The following is a 19,997-nucleotide window of genomic DNA, read 5'->3' on the forward strand; positions in this document are numbered from 1 at the left end:
CTGTCAAAACCCCTGAATGGCGTGTTCCAGCGCCACCCGTAACAGCTGGCGGTCGTGACGATAGCGGATGTCGGCGGCCTCCAGCGGTTCACGGACAATCAGGCGGTTTTCAATGCCCTGAGTTGCCACCGAGGGACCGACCACCACGGCATCAATCACCCGCTTGCCGATATAACGCTCCATCATCTGCAGCTTGTCGGCGACCGTCAGGCTGGCGGCGGCCGGGCTGAGTTCGCGGCCCAGATTGCCGATGAACACCATGGTCGCGGGCGTGCGACGCAGCGCCTGCGCCATCTCCTCCATCAGCAGGATCGGCATCAGGCTGGTATAAAAGCTCCCTGGCCCGATCAGGATCAGATCCGCTTCACCGATGGCCTGCAGCGCCTCCCGTGTGGGCTGCACAGTGGGATGCAGCATCAGCTCCTGCGGCGGCTGCTTCATCTCGTCAATCGCCGTCTCGCCGTAAACCATATTGCCTTCGGCATCCATCGCCACCAGGTCTACCGGCTGCTCCGACATCGGGATTAAAAAAGCATCCACCTTCAGCAGATTACGGATGATGTTAATCGCCTCCAGCGGACGCACGCTCAGCTGATCCAGCGCCCGCAGCATCAGGTTGCCGAGGTTGTGTCCGGCCAGCTCGCCATTCCCGGAAAAGCGATACTCGAACATCGCCGACGCGACGCTGGGTTCGGCGATCAGCTGATTGAGACAGTTGCGCATGTCGCCCCAGGCGATGCCGCCCTCGGAGCGTCGGATACGGCCGGTTGAACCGCCGTTGTCGGTAGTGGTAACGATACCGGTCAGACGCGAGCCCAGCGGGGAAAGGGCAGACATCACGCGGCCTAAACCGTGTCCGCCACCCAGCGCCACAACGCGATCAAGATCGGCCAGTGTGCGATTCATACTTCTCCTTAAAATCTGTTCGCGTGGCGAGGCTCTAAACGCTAAGCCCGCGCGCATGACTTGCGTCAAAATCTGGCGGGTATTTTAACGTATCCTGTCGCGAAAATGCGGTGAAAATTCGCTATGTATAAGATTATATAGCGAAAACAGCACATGGAAGAGTGGCGTAAATCACGCTACCATCATGATTACCGCGCTGATCAAGGGGTCAGCGTACACTCAAGCCTGAATGCCTACGTCTGCGGATAGGGGATTCAGGCCGTAGCCTTAGAGCTGCCAGGGTGCAGGAAGAAATGACTGCATCTCCCAATCTGGAAAGGTGTTCTGGTGTCACAATTTACTGATGCATACGCGCGTAAGTTCTATTACCTGCGCCTGTCGGTCACGGATGTCTGTAATTTCCGCTGTACCTACTGTCTCCCTGACGGCTATAAACCGCAGGGAATTCGTAACAAAAGCTTTCTCTCACTGGATGAAATCCGTCGTGTCACGCGCGCCTTTGCCGCCGCCGGCACGGAAAAAGTGCGGCTGACCGGCGGTGAGCCGTCGCTGCGTCGCGACTTCACCGACATCATTGCGGCCGTACGTGAAAACGCCGCGATTCGTCAGATTGCGGTCACTACCAACGGTTACCGGCTGGCGCGTGATGTGAAGCAGTGGCGCGAGGCGGGGCTGACCGCGCTCAACGTCAGCGTCGACAGTCTGGACGCCCGTCAGTTTCACGCCATCACCGGTCAGGATAAGTTCCATCAGGTAATGAGCGGTATTGATGCGGCGCTGGACGCTGGCTTCCGCCAGGTCAAAGTCAACAGCGTGCTGATGCGTGATCTCAACAGCCGTAATCTCGCCACTTTCCTTGACTGGATCCGCACCCGGCCGATCCAGCTGCGCTTTATCGAGCTGATGGAGACCGGCGACGGCGGCACGCTGTTCCGCGATCAGCACGTTTCCGGCACCGTGATCCGCGATCAGCTGATCGCGCAGGGCTGGCAGCGTCGCGAAAGCGGCCGCAGTGACGGCCCGGCGCAGGTCTTTTATCACCCCGACTATGTCGGCGAAATCGGCCTGATCATGCCTTACGCCAAAGATTTCTGTGCCAGCTGCAATCGCCTGCGCGTGTCGGCGCAGGGCAATCTCCACCTTTGCCTGTTTGGCGATGGCGGCGTGCCGCTGCGCGATCTGCTGGCATCTGACGATCAGCAGGCCGAACTGCAGGCGCGGATCGCCAGCAGCCTGGGGCAGAAAAAGCAGACGCACTTCCTGCATCAGGGCAACACCGGCATCACACAGAATCTCTCTTATATTGGTGGCTAATTTCAGGAGGAAGTATGGGTAAATCCGCCAGCGAATTTCAGACCGTACAGATTGCGGTGATGACGGTGTCCGATCGACGTGACGCCAGTAACGACACCTCCGGCGACTATCTGCGCGCCGCCGCCGCAGAAGCGGGCCATGAGGTGGTCGACCACGCCATCGTGCCGGAAAATCTCTATCGCATTCGCGCCACGGTGTCGCGCTGGATCGCCAGTGAAGATGTGCAGGTGGTGATCATCAATGGCGGAACCGGCTTTAACCTGAAAAACAGCACGCCGGAAGCGCTGCAGCCGCTGTTTGATCGCGAAATTGACGGGTTCGGCGAACTCTTTCGGATGATCTCCTATGAGGAGATTGGCGGTTCGACGCTGCAGTCACGCGCCGTTGCCGGTCTGGCTAACGGGACGCTGATCCTGGCCGTGCCGGGCTCCACCAGCGCCTGCCGCACAGCCTGGGAGCGGATTATCGCGGATCAGCTCGATGCGCGCACTGCGCCCTGCAACTTTGTCTCCCATCTGAAGAAACGGTAAGAACGGTAAGCATGTCTCAACTCACACACATTAACGCGGCGGGCGAAGCGCATATGGTGGATGTCTCCGCCAAAGCCGAAACCGTCCGCGAAGCGCGGGCCGAAGTGCTGGTGCTGATGCAGCCGGACACGCTGCAGATGATTATCGAAGGCAGTCATCACAAAGGGGATGTCTTTGCCACCGCGCGCATCGCCGGTATCCAGGCCGCGAAGCGCACCTGGGAGCTGATCCCGCTTTGCCATCCGCTGATGCTGAGCAAGGTGGAGGTCAATCTGGAAGCGGAACCGGTTCACAACCGGGTGCGCATCACCTCCCTCTGCCGTCTGACCGGCAAGACCGGCGTGGAGATGGAAGCGCTGACGGCCGCCTCGGTGGCCGCACTGACCATCTACGACATGTGCAAAGCGGTGCAGAAGGACATCGTTATCGACCAGCTGCGTTTAATCAGCAAAAGCGGCGGCAAAAGCGGCGATTTTCAGGCGGTGACGCATGATTAACGTACTGTTTTTTGCCCAGGTGCGTGAGCTGACCGGCACCGCGTCGCTTGAGGTGGCTGCGGACTATCCGGATGTGGCCACGCTGCGCGCGGCACTGGCCGATCGGGACGACCGCTGGGCGCTGGCACTGGAGCCGGGCAAACTGCTGGCTGCCGTGAATCAGACGCTGGTGCCGATGACCCATCCGCTGCATGACGGGGATGAAGTCGCCTTTTTCCCGCCCGTGACCGGAGGCTGAGATGGAGACGCAGATTCGGGTTGGCCCCGCGCCTTTCGAGATGGCAGAAGCCTATCGCTGGCTGGCGGCCTGTGATGAGGATGGGGCGGTCGTGACCTTCACCGGTAAAGTCCGCAATCATAATCTGGGCGATAACGTCGCCGCGCTGACCCTGGAGCACTATCCCGGCATGACCGAGAAAGCGCTGCAGGAGATCGTCGACGCGGCGCGTGAACGCTGGCCGTTGCAGCGCGTGACGGTGATCCATCGCGTTGGCGAGCTGTTTCCCGGCGATGAAATCGTGCTGGTGGGCGTCACCAGCGCCCATCGCGGCAGCGCCTTTTCTGCCGCAGAGTTCATCATGGATTACCTGAAGACCCGCGCGCCGTTCTGGAAGCGCGAAGCCACAGAGCAGGGCGACCGCTGGGTGGACGCCCGCGACAGCGATCACCAGGCCGCACGGCGCTGGGAGTAGGCTGTCAGGCTCAGCGGGACGCGCGTGCGGCCCGCTGACGATCCCGCCAGCCTGTTTAAGGCTGTTTCAGCTGCTCCGCCGGGCCAAATCCGGTCTGGCCGTGGCTGTGCTCACCGCCGCCCTCTGTGCGCTTAAGCTGAATCACCTGACCCTGCTGCCAGGCGTTGGCGCCCGCTGCCGCCGGATGCGCGACGATATCCGCCCGCCCGGCTCGGATCTGTTTAGTATCAACGTCAAACCGGCGATCGCGATCGGCCAGCAGTCGCGAGTCCATCTGCCCATCCGCGGTAAAGCCCATCATCAGCGCCGGAATGCCGATTGGCAGCGTTTTGTCGCGATCGGTGTGCCAGGTGTGCCAGGTTTTGCCGTAAGTGTTCACGATGCGCGTCATCAGGGCGTGGTCGGCGGCCTGCGGTAAGCCGGGTGCAATCAGCGTGCCCGATTTCACCTCATACTGGTGGCTGTGCCACAGCTTCTTCTCGTCGGGCGGCAGCGTGTTAAACAGCCGTTCGCTGATGATGTATTCGACCCCCATCAGCCGCGCGTCGCGCGTGTTGCCGTCATAGATCACCGCCTGCATCACGTCGTCGTTCAGGACGGTAACATAGTGGTGCGCCTCCATCTGACCGTTCTTATCGCCGTTGTAAAAATGGAAGCCGTCGAGGTAGGTATTGATAGCGTCAATCGGCGGGCGCGACTGCAGCACGCTGGCACCGCTTTCCAGCACCTTCAGCGAGGAGGAGGTGGGCGCACCCGGTGAGTGCACCTGCGCGGGCGTATTATTGGCGCCACAGCCGGTTAATATCAGGCTGAACGCCGCAACTGGCCAGAGTTTAAACATCGTAAGTTCCTTTACCGTTAAAAAAGCTAACCTTAGTTCAGTTCTCTCCTGCCTGCGCAGTGCGGGCGATGATAGAGTAGGGCTTTCGTCAATTCTGAGGACAGGTATGTCATTCACTCCGATACTGCAACGTCTGACGCTGGTCGCCGCACTGGTGCTGGCAGGCTGTAGCAGCAAAAAAACGCCTGAGGCCCCGGTCCGGCAGCCCGACGATGTCAAAGCGCAGATCCAGCGGCTGCTGCCACCGCACGTCAGCAATAAAGCGGCGTGGCGCGACGACATCTACACCACCTTCCGCACGCAGCAGATCGATCCCAGCGTCAGCAATCTCTGTGCGGTGATCGCCGTCGCGGATCAGGAGAGCAACTTCAGCGCCGAAGCCGCCGTGCCGGGCCTGTCAAAGATCGCCTGGGGTGAGATCGACCGCCGGGCGGCAAAAGTACACGTCCCCGCCTTCCTGGTGCGCACCGCGCTGCAGATTAAATCGCCGACCGGCGAGAGCTATGCCACCCGGCTGGATAACGTGCGCAGTGAAAAAGAGCTGAGCGCGATTTTTGACGACCTGATCGATATGGTGCCGATGGGCCAGACGCTGTTTGGTCATCTCAACCCGATCCACACTGGCGGGCCGATGCAGGTCAGCATTGCCTTTGCCGAAGCACATGCCAGAGGCTATCCGTGGCCCGTCGATGGCACCATCCGGCGGGAAGTCTTTACCCGCCACGGCGGGATCTACTTCGGCACGATGCATCTGCTTGGCTACCCGGCGGACTATACTCAGCCGCTCTATCGCTTCGCTGATTTCAACGCGGGCTGGTATGCAAGCCGCAACGCGGCGTTTCAGGCAGCGGTGGCGCGCGCGACCGGGATGAAGCTGGCGCTGGATGGCGATCTGATCCTCTATGGATCGGACGCGGCGGGCAGCACGGAGCTGGCGGTGCGGACGCTGTCGAAGCAGATTGATATGAGCAACAGCGCGATCCGACGCGATCTGGAAAAAGGGGATAAGGAAAGTTTCAGCGACAGCACGCTGTGGAAACAGGTCTTTACCCTGGCGGATAAGATGGCCGGCCGCCGGTTACCGCGCGAAATGCTGCCGGGCATTAAGCTCGAAAGCCCGAAAATCACCCGTAACCTCACCACGGCGTGGTTTGCGCAGCGCGTCGACAGTCGTTATCAGCAGTGTCTGTCGCGGCGCTAAGCGGCAGGTTGTGGCGCAGTTGAGCTGAGCTGTGCCACACTTAGAGATGGTGCCGGCAGGCGCGGCAGATGGCCGCCGTTCTGTTCCGCGCTCAGCCGCTTCCGGTCGTACAGACCGTGGAGGCTGACCCTGGCGGCCCCGCATTAAACCGGCTTCCTGCGGGAAGCGCGTTCCCATTTTAACAAGAGGTGCATCATGGACCGATATCCACGAAATGATTCTATCGTTCAACCCGCCTCGCGCGGGCTGCAGGCCTATATGGCTCAGGTCTATGGCTGGATGACATGCGGCCTGTTACTGACGGCATTTGTCTCCTGGTTTGCGGCCCGTACGCCAGCGGTGATGGAGCTGGTGTTCGCTAACCGCATCACCTTTTTCGGGCTGATTATCGCGCAGCTGGCGCTGGTGTTTGTCCTTTCCGGCATGGTGCATCGTCTGAGCGGGGCAGTGGCCACCGGACTGTTTATGCTCTATTCGGCGCTGACCGGCCTGACGATGGCGAGCATCTTCCTGGTTTACACCTACTCCTCTATCGCCAGCACCTTCTTCGTCACGGCGGGGATGTTTGGTGCGATGACCTTCTACGGCTACACCACTAAACGCGACCTGACCCGTCTGGGCAGCCTGCTGTTTATGGCGCTGATTGGTATCCTGCTGGCGTCGCTGGTGAACTTCTGGCTGAAAAGCCCGGCGCTGATGTGGGCGATTACCTATATCGGAGTGGTGGTGTTTGTGGGCCTGACCGCCTATGACACGCAGAAGCTGAAAAATATCGGTGAGCAGATCGATGCCCGCGACACGGAAAACCTGCGTCGCTACTCGATTATGGGCGCGCTGACGCTCTATCTCGACTTCATCAACCTGTTCCTGATGCTGCTGCGGATCTTCGGCAACCGCCGCTAAGCGGATAATGCACAAAAGGAGGCGCAGCGGCTGCGCCTCCTTTTTTTATTACGACTTCTGCAGCTTCTGCTCGTTCTTCTGACGCAGATGTTTTGCCCGACTCTCCAGCCCCAGATAGAGCACCAGCGCCAGCAGCAGCGGCAGAATAAAGTAGAGCACGCGATAGGCCAGCAGCGCCGCAATAATGGTGCCGTGCGAGGCGTGCTGACCGCTGAGCAGGGCGAGGAAGACCGCTTCCAGTACGCCGATGCCGGCCGGAATATGAATGATCACCCCCGCAATACTGCTGATCAGCAGCACGCCCAGCACCATCGGATACCCGACGTCACGCCCCAGCAGCAGCCAGATAATCGCGCCCATCACCATCCAGTTGGCACAGGAGACGGCGAACTGCAGCAGCGCCATGCGCAGCGAGGGCAGCTGCAGCGTCTGGCCTTTTAACGTCCAGCGGCGCTGCTTCGAGAAGGCGCAGGCCCAGAGATAGACCGCCACCAGCACCAGCAGGATGACGCCGATAAGACGCAGCGTGGTTTCGCCGATGAACCAGCCGCCGGGGATCGACACCATACCCGCGCTGAACACCACGCCCGCCAGCAGAATATAGCCGAGCCAGTTAGTGGCGATACTCAGAGAGAAGATGCGGGTGATGGTGCCGCTGTCGAGCCCCAGCCGGGAGTAGAGCCGGTAGCGCATGGCGACGCCGCCCACCCAGGTACTCAGCGTCAGGTTAAAGGCGTAACAGATAAACGACACCAGCATCACCTGTCGCTTCGCCAGTTTGTGACCGCAGTAGGCGCGGCCGATCAGGTCATAGCAGCCATAAACCAGGTAACTCAGCACTACCAGTCCGGCGGCTGTCAGTACCACAAAGCGGTTGTAGTTGACGATGACGTCATAAACATCTTCCCAGTTCACTTTGCGGGCGTAGACCACCAGCAGCACCACGACCGCGATGAAGAACAGCACGGTGAGGATTTTTTTGGCGAGTTGCCAGCGTGGATGTTTTTTTGCCATCAGGATTTCGCTCCCGGGTTGTCAGCTTCAATGCGATCCTGAGTTTCTATTTCAGGCTGAACCGGCGCGGCGACCTGCGCCAGACGCGGGGTATGCGCAGGCAGCCAGCCCGCGATGGCCGGGAAATGACGCAGAAAGTGGAACACCACCACGCTTTTACTCAGTTGCCACCAGTTACGTGGCGGCAGGCGATCTTCCTGCACACGCTGACAGTCGTGGGTTATCAGCGCATCCAGATTGTCACGCAGCGTCTGGTTAAAGGGGCGATCGTGGATGATCAGGTTAGCCTCCAGGTTCAGCGACAGGCTGAGCGGATCGAGGTTGCTGGAGCCAACGGTGGCCCAGTGATCGTCGCAGACCGCCACTTTGCCGTGCAGCGGACGACGGATATATTCATAGACCTCCACGCCGCCATCCACCAGATAGTTGTAGAGCAGTTCTGCGCCCACCTTTACAATCGGCATATCCGGCTCGCCCTGAACGATCAGCTTCACGCGGACGCCGCGCTGCGCGGCATTGCGCATCTCCCTCAGCAGCCGGTAGCCGGGGAAAAAGTAGGCGTTGGCGATAATCACCTCCCGTTTCGCCTTGCGCAGCATCTCCATGTAATGCTTTTCGATGTCATCGCGATGCTCGTCGTTGTCGCGATAGACGTAGAGCACCTGCGCATCGCCGGGTGTGGCGTTCACCGCCGGACGATGAGAGCGCCCGCCCCACCAGCGGCGGGTAGGCTGTTCGCTGCCGATCGCCTGCTGCAGATAGCGGGCGATATCGCCCACCACCGGTCCTTTGACCTGCACCGCGTAATCCTGCTTCGCCTCCGGGCCATAATCGGTGTTGTGCTCGGCGGAGAAGTTGATGCCGCCGACAAAGGCTACCACGTCATCCACCACCACGGTTTTGCGGTGCAGACGGCGAAACACGTTGGTGCGCATCCCCATCACCAGCGGACGTGGATCGTAATAGATAAAGCGCACGCCCGCGCTGGTCAGGCTGTTCACGAACTGATCGGAGAGCTCGGCGGAGCCGTAACCGTCGACCATCACCTCGACCCGGACACCCCGCTGGGCCGCCGCCAGCAGTTCACGGTGCAGGGCGTTGCCCACCTCATCCTCGAACAGGATAAAGGTTTCGATGAGCACCGTACGCTCCGCCCGCTGGATCGCACCAAAGACCCGTGGGAAAAACGCTTCGCCATTCTCCAGCAACAGCAGCCGGTTGCCGTCCTGCCAGTTAAAATTCATAGGTGAATCTCCACCGCCAGCGGCGCGTGATCGGAAAGGTGTGACCAGGGTTTACGCGGCAGCGCCCACGGATGACTGACGGTGGCGTTGCGGACATAGATGCGGTCGAGCCGCAGGATAGGGAAGCGTGCCGGGAAGGTGCGCGCCGGGCGTCCGGTCTTCATGCTGAATACCTCTTTCAGGCCTGCGCCCTGTTTTAAAATGGCGTTAGCACGTCGCTGCCAGTCGTTGAAATCGCCCGCCACAACGACCGGGGCATCGGGCGGCAGAGAGGTCACCATTTCACAGATTTTTTTCATCTGCGCGTGACGATGGGCCTCCTTCAGACCCAGATGCACGCAGATAACGTGCAGCGTGCCGTGCGGCTCGGGCAGGGCGATCTGACAGTGCAGCATGCCGCGATTCTCGCTGCCCGCGACCGAAATATCGCGGTTCTCATACTCAGTAATCGGGAAGCGCGACAGCACCGCATTGCCGTGATGGCCCTCGGGATAGACGGCATTGCGCCCGTAGGCATAGTCGTTCCACATGGTGTCAGCCAGAAACTCGTAATGGGAGGAGGCGGGCCACGCTTCATGATTAAGCGAATGAATAGCGTGGGTGCCCATCACCTCCTGCAGAAAGACCACATCCGCCGCCGTGGCGCGAACGGCTTCGCGTAATTCCGGCAGGATGAAGCGGCGATTAAAAGGGGCGAAACCCTTGTGTGTATTGATCGTCAGGACTTTTATTGAAAATCCTTGCTGGTTTTGTGGCATACTCGCGACGCGCTCCTTTTCATCATCAACAGAATCAAAGTGTAGTCTTTGTCACAAATGGAGGGGGAAGGCGCGCGATATTTAGGGCGTTATCCGAAAATTGTTTTACATTGAGGAAACCGTTTCCGGCTTGTGCCGGTAGCACTTGGGCGACCTGTTGGGTCTGCCAGGAGAAATGAATGAAATGGTCTAATCGTATTCAAATCATTACGGGTCAGACGTTGATGCATATCGTGATGCATCTGCTGGTCGTCGCGGCACTCATCTGGGGCTGGCAGCATAAAGCGCTGGTGGATGTCTGCAGTGTGCTGGTGGCGATGTATGCAGTGGTGTTTGTTGCCATGCTGGTAACACAGCGCATCGCACGTTTACGGACGCTGGGTGATTATTTTGAAGAAGCGACCACCACTTACTACTTTGGCGCCGCCATGATGACACTGTTTCTGGTGTCGCGGATCTACCACAACAACCTGCTGCTGGCGTCTCTCGGCGTAGTGATGTTGCTGGGCCCGGCGCTGGTCTCGCTGCTGGCGAAAGAGCCGGCGCGGCGAATCGAAAACAAACGTAGCTAAGCTGAAGGCCACCGCGAGGTGGCCTTCCTGTTTTCAGCGCCTTAAGTTGTCAGTAAATGTGAGCTATCTCGCACACTTCATTTAAAGCTGCTACACTCGGCCGCTTACGCATCGTAGTTTGTGCCCTTTTCACGCGTCAGCCCCAGCTGCCGTCACTATCCCTCTGAAAACTACACCGTGAATCACGGTCAGAGCGGACCGGAGTAAACCACGTAATGTCTTTTGACTCTCTCGGCCTGAGTGCCGATATTTTGCGCGCGGTTGCCGAACAAGGCTACAGCGAACCGACACCTATCCAGCGCCAGGCGATTCCTGTGGTGCTGGCTGGCCGCGATCTGCTGGCGAGTGCCCAGACCGGCACCGGTAAAACAGCCGGTTTTACCTTACCCCTTTTACAGAAACTCTCTGCCAGCGCGAAACCCGTGCGCGGCCGTCGTCCGGTGCGTGCCCTGATCCTGACCCCGACCCGTGAGCTGGCCGCGCAGGTTGGCGAAAACGTCAGCGATTACAGCAAATACCTGACCCTGCGCTCGATGGTGGTGTTTGGCGGCGTCAGCATCAACCCGCAGATGGTAAAACTGCGCGGCGGCGTTGATGTGCTGGTGGCGACCCCAGGCCGTCTGCTGGATCTGGCGCACCAGAATGCGGTTGACCTGTCGCAGGTCGAAGTGCTGGTGCTGGATGAAGCGGACCGGATGCTCGATATGGGCTTCATCCACGACATCCGCCGCGTGCTGGCGCGCCTGCCGGCCAAACGTCAGAACCTGCTGTTCTCCGCCACCTTCTCTGACGAGATCAAAGGCCTGGCGGAAAAACTGCTGACCAACCCGGAGATGGTGGAAGTGGCTCGCCGCAACACCGCCTCTGAGCAGGTTGCCCAGCAGGTGCACTTCGTGGATAAGAAGCGTAAGCGGGAACTGCTGTCGCAACTGATTGGCGAAGGCAACTGGCAGCAGGTACTGGTCTTTACCCGTACCAAACATGGCGCTAACCACCTTGCCGAGCAGCTGGGCAAAGATGGTATTACCGCCGCCGCTATCCACGGCAACAAGAGCCAGGGTGCCCGTACCCGTGCACTGGCCGACTTTAAGTCAGGCGCGATCCGTGTCCTGGTCGCCACCGATATCGCCGCGCGCGGCCTGGATATCGAAGAGCTGCCGCACGTCGTGAACTACGAGCTGCCGAACGTGGCCGAAGATTACGTTCACCGTATTGGCCGTACCGGCCGTGCGGCGGCCACCGGTTCAGCACTGTCGCTGGTCTGCGTGGATGAGCACAAACTGCTGCGTGATATCGAGCGTCTGCTGAAGCGCGAGATCCCACGCCTGGCGATTGCCGGTTTTGAGCCGGATCCGAGCATTAAAGCGGAACCGATCATCAACGGCCGTCAGCAGCAGTCACGCGGTGGTGCAGGCGGCGGCCGGGGTCGCGGCCAGGGCGGGCAGGGGGCAGGCGCACCACGCTCATCCGGCGAACGCCGCCCACAGGCGCGTCGTCAGGGTCAGCCTGCTCCGCAGGGCGATAAGCCCGCGTCCCGTCCGCGTCGTCCCGCTCCGAAGCGCACCGGGAACGTCTGATAATGCGGGTTTTACTGGCTCCGATGGAGGGTGTACTGGATTCACTGGTGCGCCAGCTGTTGTCGGAAGTGAATGACTACGATCTCTGTATCACAGAGTTTCTGCGCGTGGTCGATCAGCTGCTGCCGGTAAAATCCTTTTATCGCCTCTGCCCCGAACTGCATCACGCCAGCCGCACGCCCTCCGGCACGCGGGTGCGTATGCAGTTACTGGGGCAGCATCCCGAATGGCTGGCCGAGAACGCCGCACGCGCGGTGGCGCTGGGCTCCTGGGGTGTCGACCTCAACTGCGGCTGTCCCTCTAAGCTGGTCAACGGCAGCGGAGGCGGCGCAACGCTGCTGAAAGATCCCGATCTGATTTATCGCGGCGCGAAAGCGATGCGCGAAGCGGTGCCTGCGGATTTGCCGGTGACGGTAAAAGTGCGGCTCGGCTGGGACTCCAGCGCCCGCAGTCTGGAGATTGCCGATGCGGTTCAGCAGGCCGGTGCCAGCGAACTGACGGTACACGGACGAACCAAAGAAGAGGGCTATCGCGCAGAGGCGATCAACTGGCAGGCGATTGGCGAAATTCGTCAGCGGCTGCGGATTCCGGTGATTGCCAACGGCGAGATATGGGACTGGCAAAGCGCGCAAAACTGTATGGCGGTGACCGGCTGCGATGCGGTGATGATTGGCCGTGGCGCACTGAACATCCCGAACCTGAGCCGGGTGGTGAAATATAACGAACCGCCGATGGCCTGGCCTGAGGTGGTGCGTCTGTTGCAGAAATACAGCCGCCTGGAGAAGCAGGGCGACACCGGCCTCTATCATGTGGCACGCATCAAGCAGTGGCTTGGCTATCTGCGCAAAGCTTATGGCGAAGCAGACGGCTTATTCAGTGAAATCCGGGCGTTAAAGAACTCGGGCGACATCGCGCAGGCGATCGATCGTCACGCGAACGTTCACGGTTTGTGAAAAAAAATCTGGCGACCCACCGATCGCCTGACGGTATAGTGGGCCAAACTTCCTGACCCTCCAGGGCTGCTATGTCTGACACTGCCGGGTTGAGCAACAGCCAGCTCAACAAACGTATCCTTTCTGTCATCATCTTCACCTTCTTCTGTTATCTCTCTGTAGGGCTGCCGCTGGCGGTGCTGCCGGGCTTCGTTAAAAATCACCTGGGCTTCAGCTCTTTCATCGCCGGGCTGATTATCAGCATTCAGTATTTTGCCACGCTGCTCAGTCGTCCTCAGTCGGGTCGCCTGGCCGATCGCCTGGGGCCGAAGCGGGTGGTGATGCTGGGGCTGCTCTGCTGCGGTATGAGCGGGGTGCTGACCATTCTGGCCGCGCTGATGAGCAGCTGGCCGTGGCTGAGTCTGGCGCTGCTGGCCATTGGCCGGCTGTTTCTCGGGGTGGGGGAGAGCTTCAGCAGCACCGGCTCCACGCTGTGGGGGATGAATATTGTCGGGCCGCTGCAGACGGCGCGCGTCATCTCCTGGAATGGTGTCGCAACCTATCTGGCGATGGCCGTGGGCGCGCCGCTGGGCGTGCTGCTGAACAGCGCCGCAGGCATGAGCGGGTTTGCCGGGCTGATTGCGCTGATGGGCCTGGGCGGCTATCTGATGGCCAGCCGCAAACCGGCGGTCACGGTCAGCGTCGGTGAGCGCATCCCGTTTCATCGCGTCTTCTCCCGCGTCTGGCTTTATGGCCTGGCGCTGGGGTTTGGCACGATTGGCTTTGGCGTGATCGCGACCTTTATTACGCTCTATTTCGCCAGTCGCGGCTGGCAGGGGGCCGCCTATGCGCTGACGCTCTTCAGTCTGGGCTTTGTGCTGGTGCGACTGGGGTTTGGTCGCTTTATCATCCGCTTTGGTGGCCTGCGCGTTTCGCTCTGCTCTTTCCTGCTGGAGGCGCTGGGGCTGATGCTGATCTGGCAGGCGGACAGCGCCTGGCTGGTGGGCGCAGGCGCGTTTCTCACCGGTAGCGGGTTTTCGCTGGTCTTTCCTGCGCTGGGCGTGGAGGCGGTTAAGCGGGTCGAACGGCAGGACCAGGGCTCGGCGCTGGGCACCTATTCCGCCTTTCTCGATCTGGGTCTGGGATTAACCGGCCCGGTGGCGGGCGTGCTGATCGGGCACTGGGGGATGCAGTCGGTCTATCTGGCCGCCGCCATGATGGTGCTGGGCGCGCTGCTGATCACGCTGCGGCTCTGGCAGCAGCAGCGGCTCGCCGCCGGCTGAGCGGCGAGCCAGCGGCCGGTCAGAAATGGGTAAAGAGCCAGTAGAGCAGGGCGGAGAGCAGCACAGATACCGGCAGCGTTAAGACCCAGGCGACGGCCAGGTTACGCAGCGTCGAAAACTGCAGGCCGGAGCGGTTCGCCGCCATCGTTCCCGCCACGCCGGATGAGAGCACATGGGTGGTGGAGACTGGCAGGCCAAAGCCATCGGCTGCACCAATGGTAGCCATCGCCACCAGCTCGGCGCTGGCACCCTGGGCATAGCTCAGATGCGTTTTCCCGATCCGTTCTCCCACCGTCACTACAATCCGGCGCCAGCCCACCATTGTTCCCAGCCCCAGCGCAATCGCCACCACCACTTTCACCCACATCGGGATAAAGCGGGTGGCGCTGTCGAGTTCCGTTTTCACCGCTTTGAGGTTCCGCGCCGTCTCCGGCGGCAGAGCCACCTTCGCCGTCTGCAGATGTTTGATCGACTCTGAGGCGAGATACATCTGGTTGCGGGTGTTGGTCACCGCCTGCGCCGGAATATTGTCCATAGAGCCGTAGCGACGGATCTGATCGCCCACCTCGCTGAGCGTCTCCGCCAGCGCCGGTAGCACGCTGGCATTCATCCGGTTACTGCCGACAAAACCGGTCAGCACGTCACGGGCCACCGGCGACGGCGTGGCAGCCGGTTGCAGCTGCAGCAGCTGGTGGGCCGTTACTTCCGTCAGCGCGGCCACGCGCGGGATTTGATCGGCGGGCAGCGATCGGTTCAGGGCGTAGGCGATCGGCATGGTGCCGACCAGGATCAGCATAATCAGCCCCATCCCTTTCTGCCCGTCGTTGGAGCCGTGCGCAAATGAGACCCCGGTACAGGTCAGGATCAGCAGCCCGCGGATCCAGACCGGCGGTGGCTGATCGCTTTCCGGTGCCTGATAGAGCTGGCGATTGCGGATAAAGAGCTTCATGACCCAGAGCAGCAGTCCGGCGCAGACAAAACCGACCACCGGCGACAGCAGCAGCGCATAGCCGACCTTGAGGGCCTGATCCCAGTCCACACCGCTCACTCCGCTGCGCCCGTGCAGCATCGCGTTGGCGACGCCGACGCCGATAATTGAGCCAATCAGCGTATGGGAGGAGGAGGAGGGCAGGCCGAAATACCAGGTGCCGAGGTTCCAGATAATGGCGGAAAAGAGCAAGGCATAGACCATCGCGAAGCCATTGCCGCTGCTGGCCTGCAGGATCAGCTCAACCGGCAGCAGCGAGATGATGCCGAACGCCACCACGCCGCTGGAGAGCAGTACCCCCATAAAGTTACAGAAGCCGGACCAGATCACCGCCGCGCCCGGCGTCAGCGAATGGGTGTAGATCACCGTGGCGACCGCGTTAGCGGTGTCGTGAAAACCGTTGACGAACTCGAAGCCGAGCGCAATCAGCAGCGCCAGCCCCAGCAGAAAAAAGGGCAGGTAGCTGGTGACCGGCATATTGGTCTCTTCCACGTCACTGACCAGGTTCAGTCCGGCAAAGGCCAGTCCGGCGATCAGCAGAAGAAAAAACAGCGGTTTGCTGAAGCGGCTGTTTTTGCCGCTGAAGTCGGGGCGGCCGCGGGCGGATGAGGAGGAGAGACTGTTTTCGCTCATGGTGTACCTCAGGTCACTGATGCCGGATGCCGATTGCACCCGATCAAAGCAGTGTGATACGCGCTTTATATGACAGAAAAATGATGGGCGGGCGGAGAAAATACGCAGAAATTGCCTTAATTCAGGCAAAAAAAAGCCAGCGACGGGCGCTGGCTTCCGGAGGCAGAGAGGCGATTACGAGTTGCTGTTCGCCGGGGTTGCCGGTGCGGCCTGGGTGACCGGTGCCGCCGGTGCCGCGGTGTCGGCTGGCTGCTGCGGCTGGGCCGCATCGCTGTTCGCACCCTGTGGTGTCACCGGGGTCATCGGCTCTTCCTGTGGCTGCGCCTGTGAGTTTTCCGGTACCTGAACCGGCGCGGTCTGGATGTTGTTTTCCACACCGTTCACTTTCACTGGCATACCGGTACGGCTCTGAATCGCGCCATTGACCTGATCCTGATTGACGCTGGCATCGACCAGCACTTTGCTCACAGCCTGGGTCAGCGTAATCGGCACCAGCTCACGGGAGTTAAACTGCTCTTCGGTGGTCGACAGCGGGTTGTGCACTTCGAGATAACGCGAACCGTCTGGCTCTACGGTCGCTTTCACCGGCTGGTCGACGAACTGAACGCGCGTGCCAACCGGCACGTTCTGGAACAGCCATTTGATGTCGTCGGCGCGCAGACGCACACAGCCGTGGCTGACGCGCAGGCCGATACCGAAGTTAGCGTTGGTGCCGTGAATCGCATAGAGGCGGCCGATGTAGAGGGCGTAGAGGCCCATCGGGTTATCCGGGCCGGCCGGGAAGACCGCTGGCAGCGTTTCACCGCGTGCCGCGTAGTCCGCATGCATGCCTTTGGTTGGTGTCCAGGTCGGGCCATCTTTCTTGCGTTCTACGGTAGTGGTCCAGTTTATCGGGGTATCTTTACCCAGCTCACCGATACCAATCGGCAGGACCACAACGGTTTTGCTGCCTTTCGGATAGTAATAAAGACGCATCTCCGCGCTGTTAATCACGATGCCTTCACGCGGAGCGTCAGGCAGGATCAGCTGCTGTGGGATGATCATTTTGCTGCCAGCCTTAGGCAGATAAACGTCAACGCCCGGATTGGCTTCCAGCATGTTGCTGAGGCCCATCTGGTATTGCGCCGCAAAAGCTTCCAGCGGCAGCTTGCTGTCTTCAGGGACAGTAATTTCAATATTTTCCCCGATCAGACGGCTGTTGGCCGGCGGTAACGGGTAAACCACAGCAAAGGCGGACTGGCTGAACGCCGCCAGAGCCAGTGCGATTGAAGCGAAAGCGCGAATGATTTTCATATTTTACAATTCTTTATCGCCATATTTCAGGCTGTTCAGTGTGTCGAATCTATGCCGGCCAATGTGACCTGCTGCGCATTATATGTTCATTAATCTGACGTTGTGAATCGGGATTTTAACCTGCCTGCAATACTTTACGTAAATTCACGGCGGATGTTAGCCCATTTCCGGAAAACCGGACGCATAAAATGGGGCTTTCCGGCGTGGCCGGGGGGGCTAAGGTTGCCACTGCGTCTGTTCACCGCTGAGTTTCCGGTTCAGGAAAAAGGCGGCACTGATCAGCGCCAGATGGGTCAGCGCCTGCGGGGTATTTCCCAGCGCATGACCGTGACTGTCGAACTCCTCTGCGTAAAGGCCCAGCGGATTGGCGTAACTCAGCAGTTTCTCAAATTCGAAATGCGCCTCCTGCACCCGGCCCGCGCGCGCCAGGCACTCGACATACCAGAAGGAGCAGGCACCAAAGGAGCCTTCGGTGCCTTTCAGACCATCGGCCGGTGTCTCATGAATGTTATACCGTCGCACCATGCCGTCGCTGACCAGCTGGGTTTTGATCGCATCCAGGGTAGCAATCCAGTCCGGATCGGTGGCGCCGACGAAGCGCACCAGCGGCATCAGCAGCATCGAGGCGTCGAGGTAGTCCCCGTGCCGGGTCGAAACGAAGTGGCCGCGTTCGGCGTTCCAGAAGTTCGCCCAGATATCTTCCCGGATCGCCCGGCGGGCCCGATCCCAGCGCTCATAAGGCATCGGCAGCGATCGCTTCATGCCCAGGCGCAGCGCGCGGTCCATCGCCACCCAGCACATCAGGCGTGAATGAAGGAAATGCTGCGGCTCGCCGCGCATCTCCCAGATCCCGGCATCGGGCTGATCCCAGTTTTCGCTCAGCCAGTCGATCATGCTGACGACATACTCCCAGCCGCGCTGGGAGATCGCCTCGCCATATTTGTTCGCCAGATAGACCGCATCCATCAGCTCGCCATAGATATCCAGCTGGGTCTGCTGCCAGGCGTCATTGCCGATGCGCACCGGCCGTGAGTCGGCATAGCCAGAGAGATTGAGCAGCTCCATCTCATGCAGCTCCGTGCCGCTGTCCAGCCGGTACATCACCTGCAGACGCATCTCATCATGATGGCTGTTAGCGACGCAACGGCCCACCCATTGAGTAAAATGTTTGGCTTCATCGACGTAGCCCAGCCGCATCAGGGCATACATGCTGAAGGAGGCGTCCCGGATCCAGGAGGCGCGATAGTCCCAGTTCCGTTCACCGCCCAGCTCCTCCGGCAGGCCAAAGGTAGCGGCGGCCGCGATAGAGCCATGCTGATGTGAGGTCAGGAGTTTCAGCACCAGCGCCGAACGCTGCACCATCTCGCGCCAGCGGCCCTGATAAGTACTCTGTCCGCTCCAGTGTCGCCAGTATCTGAGCGTCTCTTCAAAGCAGTGTTCGGTAGCCAGCGCCTCGATATGCGCATCGTCTACGCTGCCAAATTCAAACTGCGCATGTTCGCCCGCCTGCAGCGTGAACGCTGCCGATGCGCCGTCCTGCTCCAGCGTCATGACCACGCTGCCCGCCAGCCGCAGCGACGGCTGACCTTCGGCGTGAAAATCGATACAGCCGTTGTGCGCTTCCGCCTGGGTCTCTGCGCGGGCGTAGTCGTGGCGGGGAGAACAGCGCAGGTTGAAGGTCGCACTGCCGCGCACCATCTTGACCCGGCGGATCAGGCGCGGCAGCTTGCTTTTATCGTCGCAGATGGGCATGTAGTCGGTGATCTCGGCCACGCCTTTCTCATCAAGCCAGCGGGTCTGCAGAATATTGGTATCGGGCAGGTAGAGTTGCTGACGTCGCGCATCGGGCCAGTCGGGCGCCAGTGAGAAAAGTCCGGCATCCTCGCCGTCGAGCAGGGCAGCGAAGACCGAGGGACTGTCCAGTTCAGGCCAGCAGAGGTAGTCAATGGTGCCGTCATTGGCGACCAGCGCACAGGTACGCAAATCGCCGATCACGCCGTGCTCTTCAATCTTACGTTTTACCTTACTCATCCTAATCTCCCTGTCAGTGTCCCTTTAACTATAGCCGAGGCCGTCGATGCGGCTTCGTTTGCGCACAGAGGGTTAACGCCGGGGGCTGCAAAGGAAGAGGGGAAAGCTGGCCGGACGCCTGAAACGTCCGGCCCTGTGGCGGATTCTGCAGGAATGAGGAGGGAAGGCCGCAGCCGCGGTTACTGGTCGGCGCGACGGGTATGCCAGCGGCGGATCACCCAGCGCAGCACAAAGGCAAACACCACTGCTGCAACCAGCCAGAGCAGATGCTTGAAGTGCTGGTCGAGCTTGTGCAGCCACGGCGCGATAATGCCGCCCGCGAAATAGCCCAGCGTCACGAAGATCAGCGCCCAGATTGCCGCGCCGATGACGTTAAGAATAAAAAACTTCATCGGGTTGAGGCGGCTGGCACCGATGATGACCGGCCCGATCAGCCGGAAGCCATACATAAAGCGCACACCAATCACAAACAGGCTGGGGCGGCGTTTTATCAGGCGGTTAGCCTTTACCACTTTGTCCTGATGTTTTTTAAACCGGCGCAGGATCCGGGTGCCCCAGCGACGGCCGATCCAGTAGAGCAGCTGATCGCCGATGATTCCGCCGCCCATCGCCGCCAGCACGACGCCCGTGTAGTGCAGTAATCCCTCGTGCGCGGCAACGCCGCCCAGCAGGGTGAATGTCTCCCCCTCGGCGATACAGCCAATCAAAAGTGCCAGATAACCGTACTGCGTAATTAATGCGTTGATGTCCAGATGCAAAATGACACTCCCTGTTCAGTGGCTGTTTGT

At 60.3% G+C, this 19,997-nt stretch carries 20 protein-coding genes and 1 riboswitch; of the genes, 11 read left to right on the forward strand and 9 right to left on the reverse strand.

Translation table 11 applies throughout. The features are described from left to right. Positions 1–3: 3 nt before the first annotated feature. Entirely contained in the window at positions 4–906 is a 903-nt protein-coding gene (locus tag ACR6AS_RS02125; protein WP_111139823.1) for a gluconeogenesis factor YvcK family protein, read from the reverse strand. 204 nt (positions 907–1,110) lie between these two features. Further along, a riboswitch (molybdenum cofactor riboswitch) is annotated at positions 1,111–1,244 on the forward strand. Here ACR6AS_RS02125 and moaA point away from each other — a divergent pair. From moaA to moaE, 5 genes are all read left to right on the forward strand, one after another. After that, the gene (gene moaA, locus ACR6AS_RS02130) at positions 1,234–2,220 is read left to right on the forward strand and encodes a GTP 3',8-cyclase MoaA (protein ID WP_111139824.1); all 987 of its coding nucleotides are present in this window, start codon (positions 1,234–1,236) and stop codon (positions 2,218–2,220) included. It overlaps the preceding riboswitch by 11 nt. A gap of 14 nt (positions 2,221–2,234) precedes the next feature. Next, positions 2,235–2,750 (forward strand): molybdenum cofactor biosynthesis protein B, encoded by a 516-nt coding sequence (moaB, locus tag ACR6AS_RS02135; protein ID WP_111139825.1) that lies wholly within the window; start codon positions 2,235–2,237, stop codon positions 2,748–2,750. 11 nt (positions 2,751–2,761) lie between these two features. After that, the gene (gene moaC, locus ACR6AS_RS02140; RefSeq protein ID WP_111139826.1) at positions 2,762–3,247 is read left to right on the forward strand and encodes a cyclic pyranopterin monophosphate synthase MoaC; all 486 of its coding nucleotides are present in this window, start codon (positions 2,762–2,764) and stop codon (positions 3,245–3,247) included. Then, entirely contained in the window at positions 3,240–3,485 is a 246-nt protein-coding gene (gene moaD / locus ACR6AS_RS02145) for a molybdopterin synthase sulfur carrier subunit (RefSeq protein ID WP_111139827.1), read from the forward strand. The genes moaC and moaD overlap by 8 nt, the downstream gene beginning before the upstream one ends. A 1-nt stretch (position 3,486) precedes the next feature. Next, complete coding sequence (moaE, locus tag ACR6AS_RS02150; RefSeq protein WP_111139828.1) at positions 3,487–3,939, forward strand: molybdopterin synthase catalytic subunit MoaE; 453 nt, start codon at positions 3,487–3,489, stop codon at positions 3,937–3,939. A gap of 55 nt (positions 3,940–3,994) precedes the next feature. On the opposite strand, the gene ACR6AS_RS02155 is transcribed toward moaE, so the two are convergent. Further along, positions 3,995–4,780, reverse strand: coding sequence for an OBAP family protein (locus ACR6AS_RS02155; RefSeq protein WP_111139829.1), 786 nt, complete (start codon positions 4,778–4,780; stop codon positions 3,995–3,997). Between the two features lie 106 nt (positions 4,781–4,886). On the opposite strand from ACR6AS_RS02155, the gene ACR6AS_RS02160 reads away from it, so the two are divergent. Both ACR6AS_RS02160 and ACR6AS_RS02165 read left to right on the forward strand, forming a co-directional pair. Next, positions 4,887–5,981, forward strand: coding sequence for a DUF1615 domain-containing protein (locus ACR6AS_RS02160; protein ID WP_111139830.1), 1,095 nt, complete (start codon positions 4,887–4,889; stop codon positions 5,979–5,981). A 195-nt stretch (positions 5,982–6,176) separates the two neighbouring features. Continuing rightward, entirely contained in the window at positions 6,177–6,884 is a 708-nt protein-coding gene (locus tag ACR6AS_RS02165; RefSeq protein ID WP_111139831.1) for a Bax inhibitor-1/YccA family protein, read from the forward strand. Positions 6,885–6,932: 48 nt separating this feature from the next. Here ACR6AS_RS02165 and ACR6AS_RS02170 read toward each other — a convergent pair whose 3' ends face one another. The 3 genes from ACR6AS_RS02170 to ACR6AS_RS02180 are packed head-to-tail and all read right to left on the reverse strand — an operon-like array spanning position 6,933 to position 9,900. Then, on the reverse strand, positions 6,933–7,898 hold the full coding sequence (locus tag ACR6AS_RS02170) for a lysylphosphatidylglycerol synthase domain-containing protein (protein ID WP_434160979.1): 966 nt from the start codon (positions 7,896–7,898) through the stop codon (positions 6,933–6,935). Beyond that, complete coding sequence (gene clsB / locus ACR6AS_RS02175) at positions 7,898–9,142, reverse strand: cardiolipin synthase ClsB (protein ID WP_288477823.1); 1,245 nt, start codon at positions 9,140–9,142, stop codon at positions 7,898–7,900. Before clsB ends, ACR6AS_RS02170 begins: the two co-directional genes overlap by 1 nt. Then, positions 9,139–9,900: an endonuclease/exonuclease/phosphatase family protein gene (locus ACR6AS_RS02180; RefSeq protein WP_111139834.1), complete on the reverse strand. Its 762-nt coding sequence runs from the start codon at positions 9,898–9,900 to the stop codon at positions 9,139–9,141. Before ACR6AS_RS02180 ends, clsB begins: the two co-directional genes overlap by 4 nt. Before the next feature lie 179 nt (positions 9,901–10,079). On the opposite strand from ACR6AS_RS02180, the gene ACR6AS_RS02185 reads away from it, so the two are divergent. The 4 genes from ACR6AS_RS02185 (at position 10,080) to ACR6AS_RS02200 (ending at position 14,264) form a co-directional block, all read left to right on the forward strand. Further along, a complete protein-coding gene (locus ACR6AS_RS02185; protein ID WP_111139835.1) occupies positions 10,080–10,472 on the forward strand; it encodes a YbhQ family protein in 393 nt (130 codons plus the stop codon). A 215-nt stretch (positions 10,473–10,687) separates the two neighbouring features. Then, the gene (rhlE, locus tag ACR6AS_RS02190; RefSeq protein WP_111139836.1) at positions 10,688–12,049 is read left to right on the forward strand and encodes an ATP-dependent RNA helicase RhlE; all 1,362 of its coding nucleotides are present in this window, start codon (positions 10,688–10,690) and stop codon (positions 12,047–12,049) included. Between the two features lie 2 nt (positions 12,050–12,051). Then, positions 12,052–13,002, forward strand: coding sequence for a tRNA dihydrouridine(16) synthase DusC (gene dusC, locus ACR6AS_RS02195; RefSeq protein WP_111139837.1), 951 nt, complete (start codon positions 12,052–12,054; stop codon positions 13,000–13,002). 71 nt (positions 13,003–13,073) lie between these two features. Further along, complete coding sequence (locus ACR6AS_RS02200) at positions 13,074–14,264, forward strand: MFS transporter (RefSeq protein ID WP_111139838.1); 1,191 nt, start codon at positions 13,074–13,076, stop codon at positions 14,262–14,264. A 19-nt stretch (positions 14,265–14,283) separates the two neighbouring features. Here ACR6AS_RS02200 and ACR6AS_RS02205 read toward each other — a convergent pair whose 3' ends face one another. The 4 genes from ACR6AS_RS02205 to ACR6AS_RS02220 form a co-directional block, all read right to left on the reverse strand. Beyond that, positions 14,284–15,885, reverse strand: coding sequence for an inorganic phosphate transporter (locus ACR6AS_RS02205; RefSeq protein WP_111139839.1), 1,602 nt, complete (start codon positions 15,883–15,885; stop codon positions 14,284–14,286). A gap of 174 nt (positions 15,886–16,059) precedes the next feature. Then, complete coding sequence (locus ACR6AS_RS02210) at positions 16,060–17,178, reverse strand: L,D-transpeptidase family protein (RefSeq protein WP_111139842.1); 1,119 nt, start codon at positions 17,176–17,178, stop codon at positions 16,060–16,062. Between the two features lie 216 nt (positions 17,179–17,394). Beyond that, positions 17,395–19,209, reverse strand: a complete 1,815-nt coding sequence (locus ACR6AS_RS02215) for a glycoside hydrolase family 15 protein (protein WP_434160983.1) — start codon at positions 19,207–19,209, stop codon at positions 17,395–17,397. Between the two features lie 179 nt (positions 19,210–19,388). Further along, on the reverse strand, positions 19,389–19,967 hold the full coding sequence (locus ACR6AS_RS02220) for a DedA family protein (RefSeq protein ID WP_128085916.1): 579 nt from the start codon (positions 19,965–19,967) through the stop codon (positions 19,389–19,391). Positions 19,968–19,997: the final 30 nt, after the last annotated feature.

The organism is Pantoea phosphatilytica (assembly GCF_051025615.1).
In the GTDB taxonomy this organism is placed as follows: Bacteria; Pseudomonadota; Gammaproteobacteria; order Enterobacterales; family Enterobacteriaceae; genus Pantoea.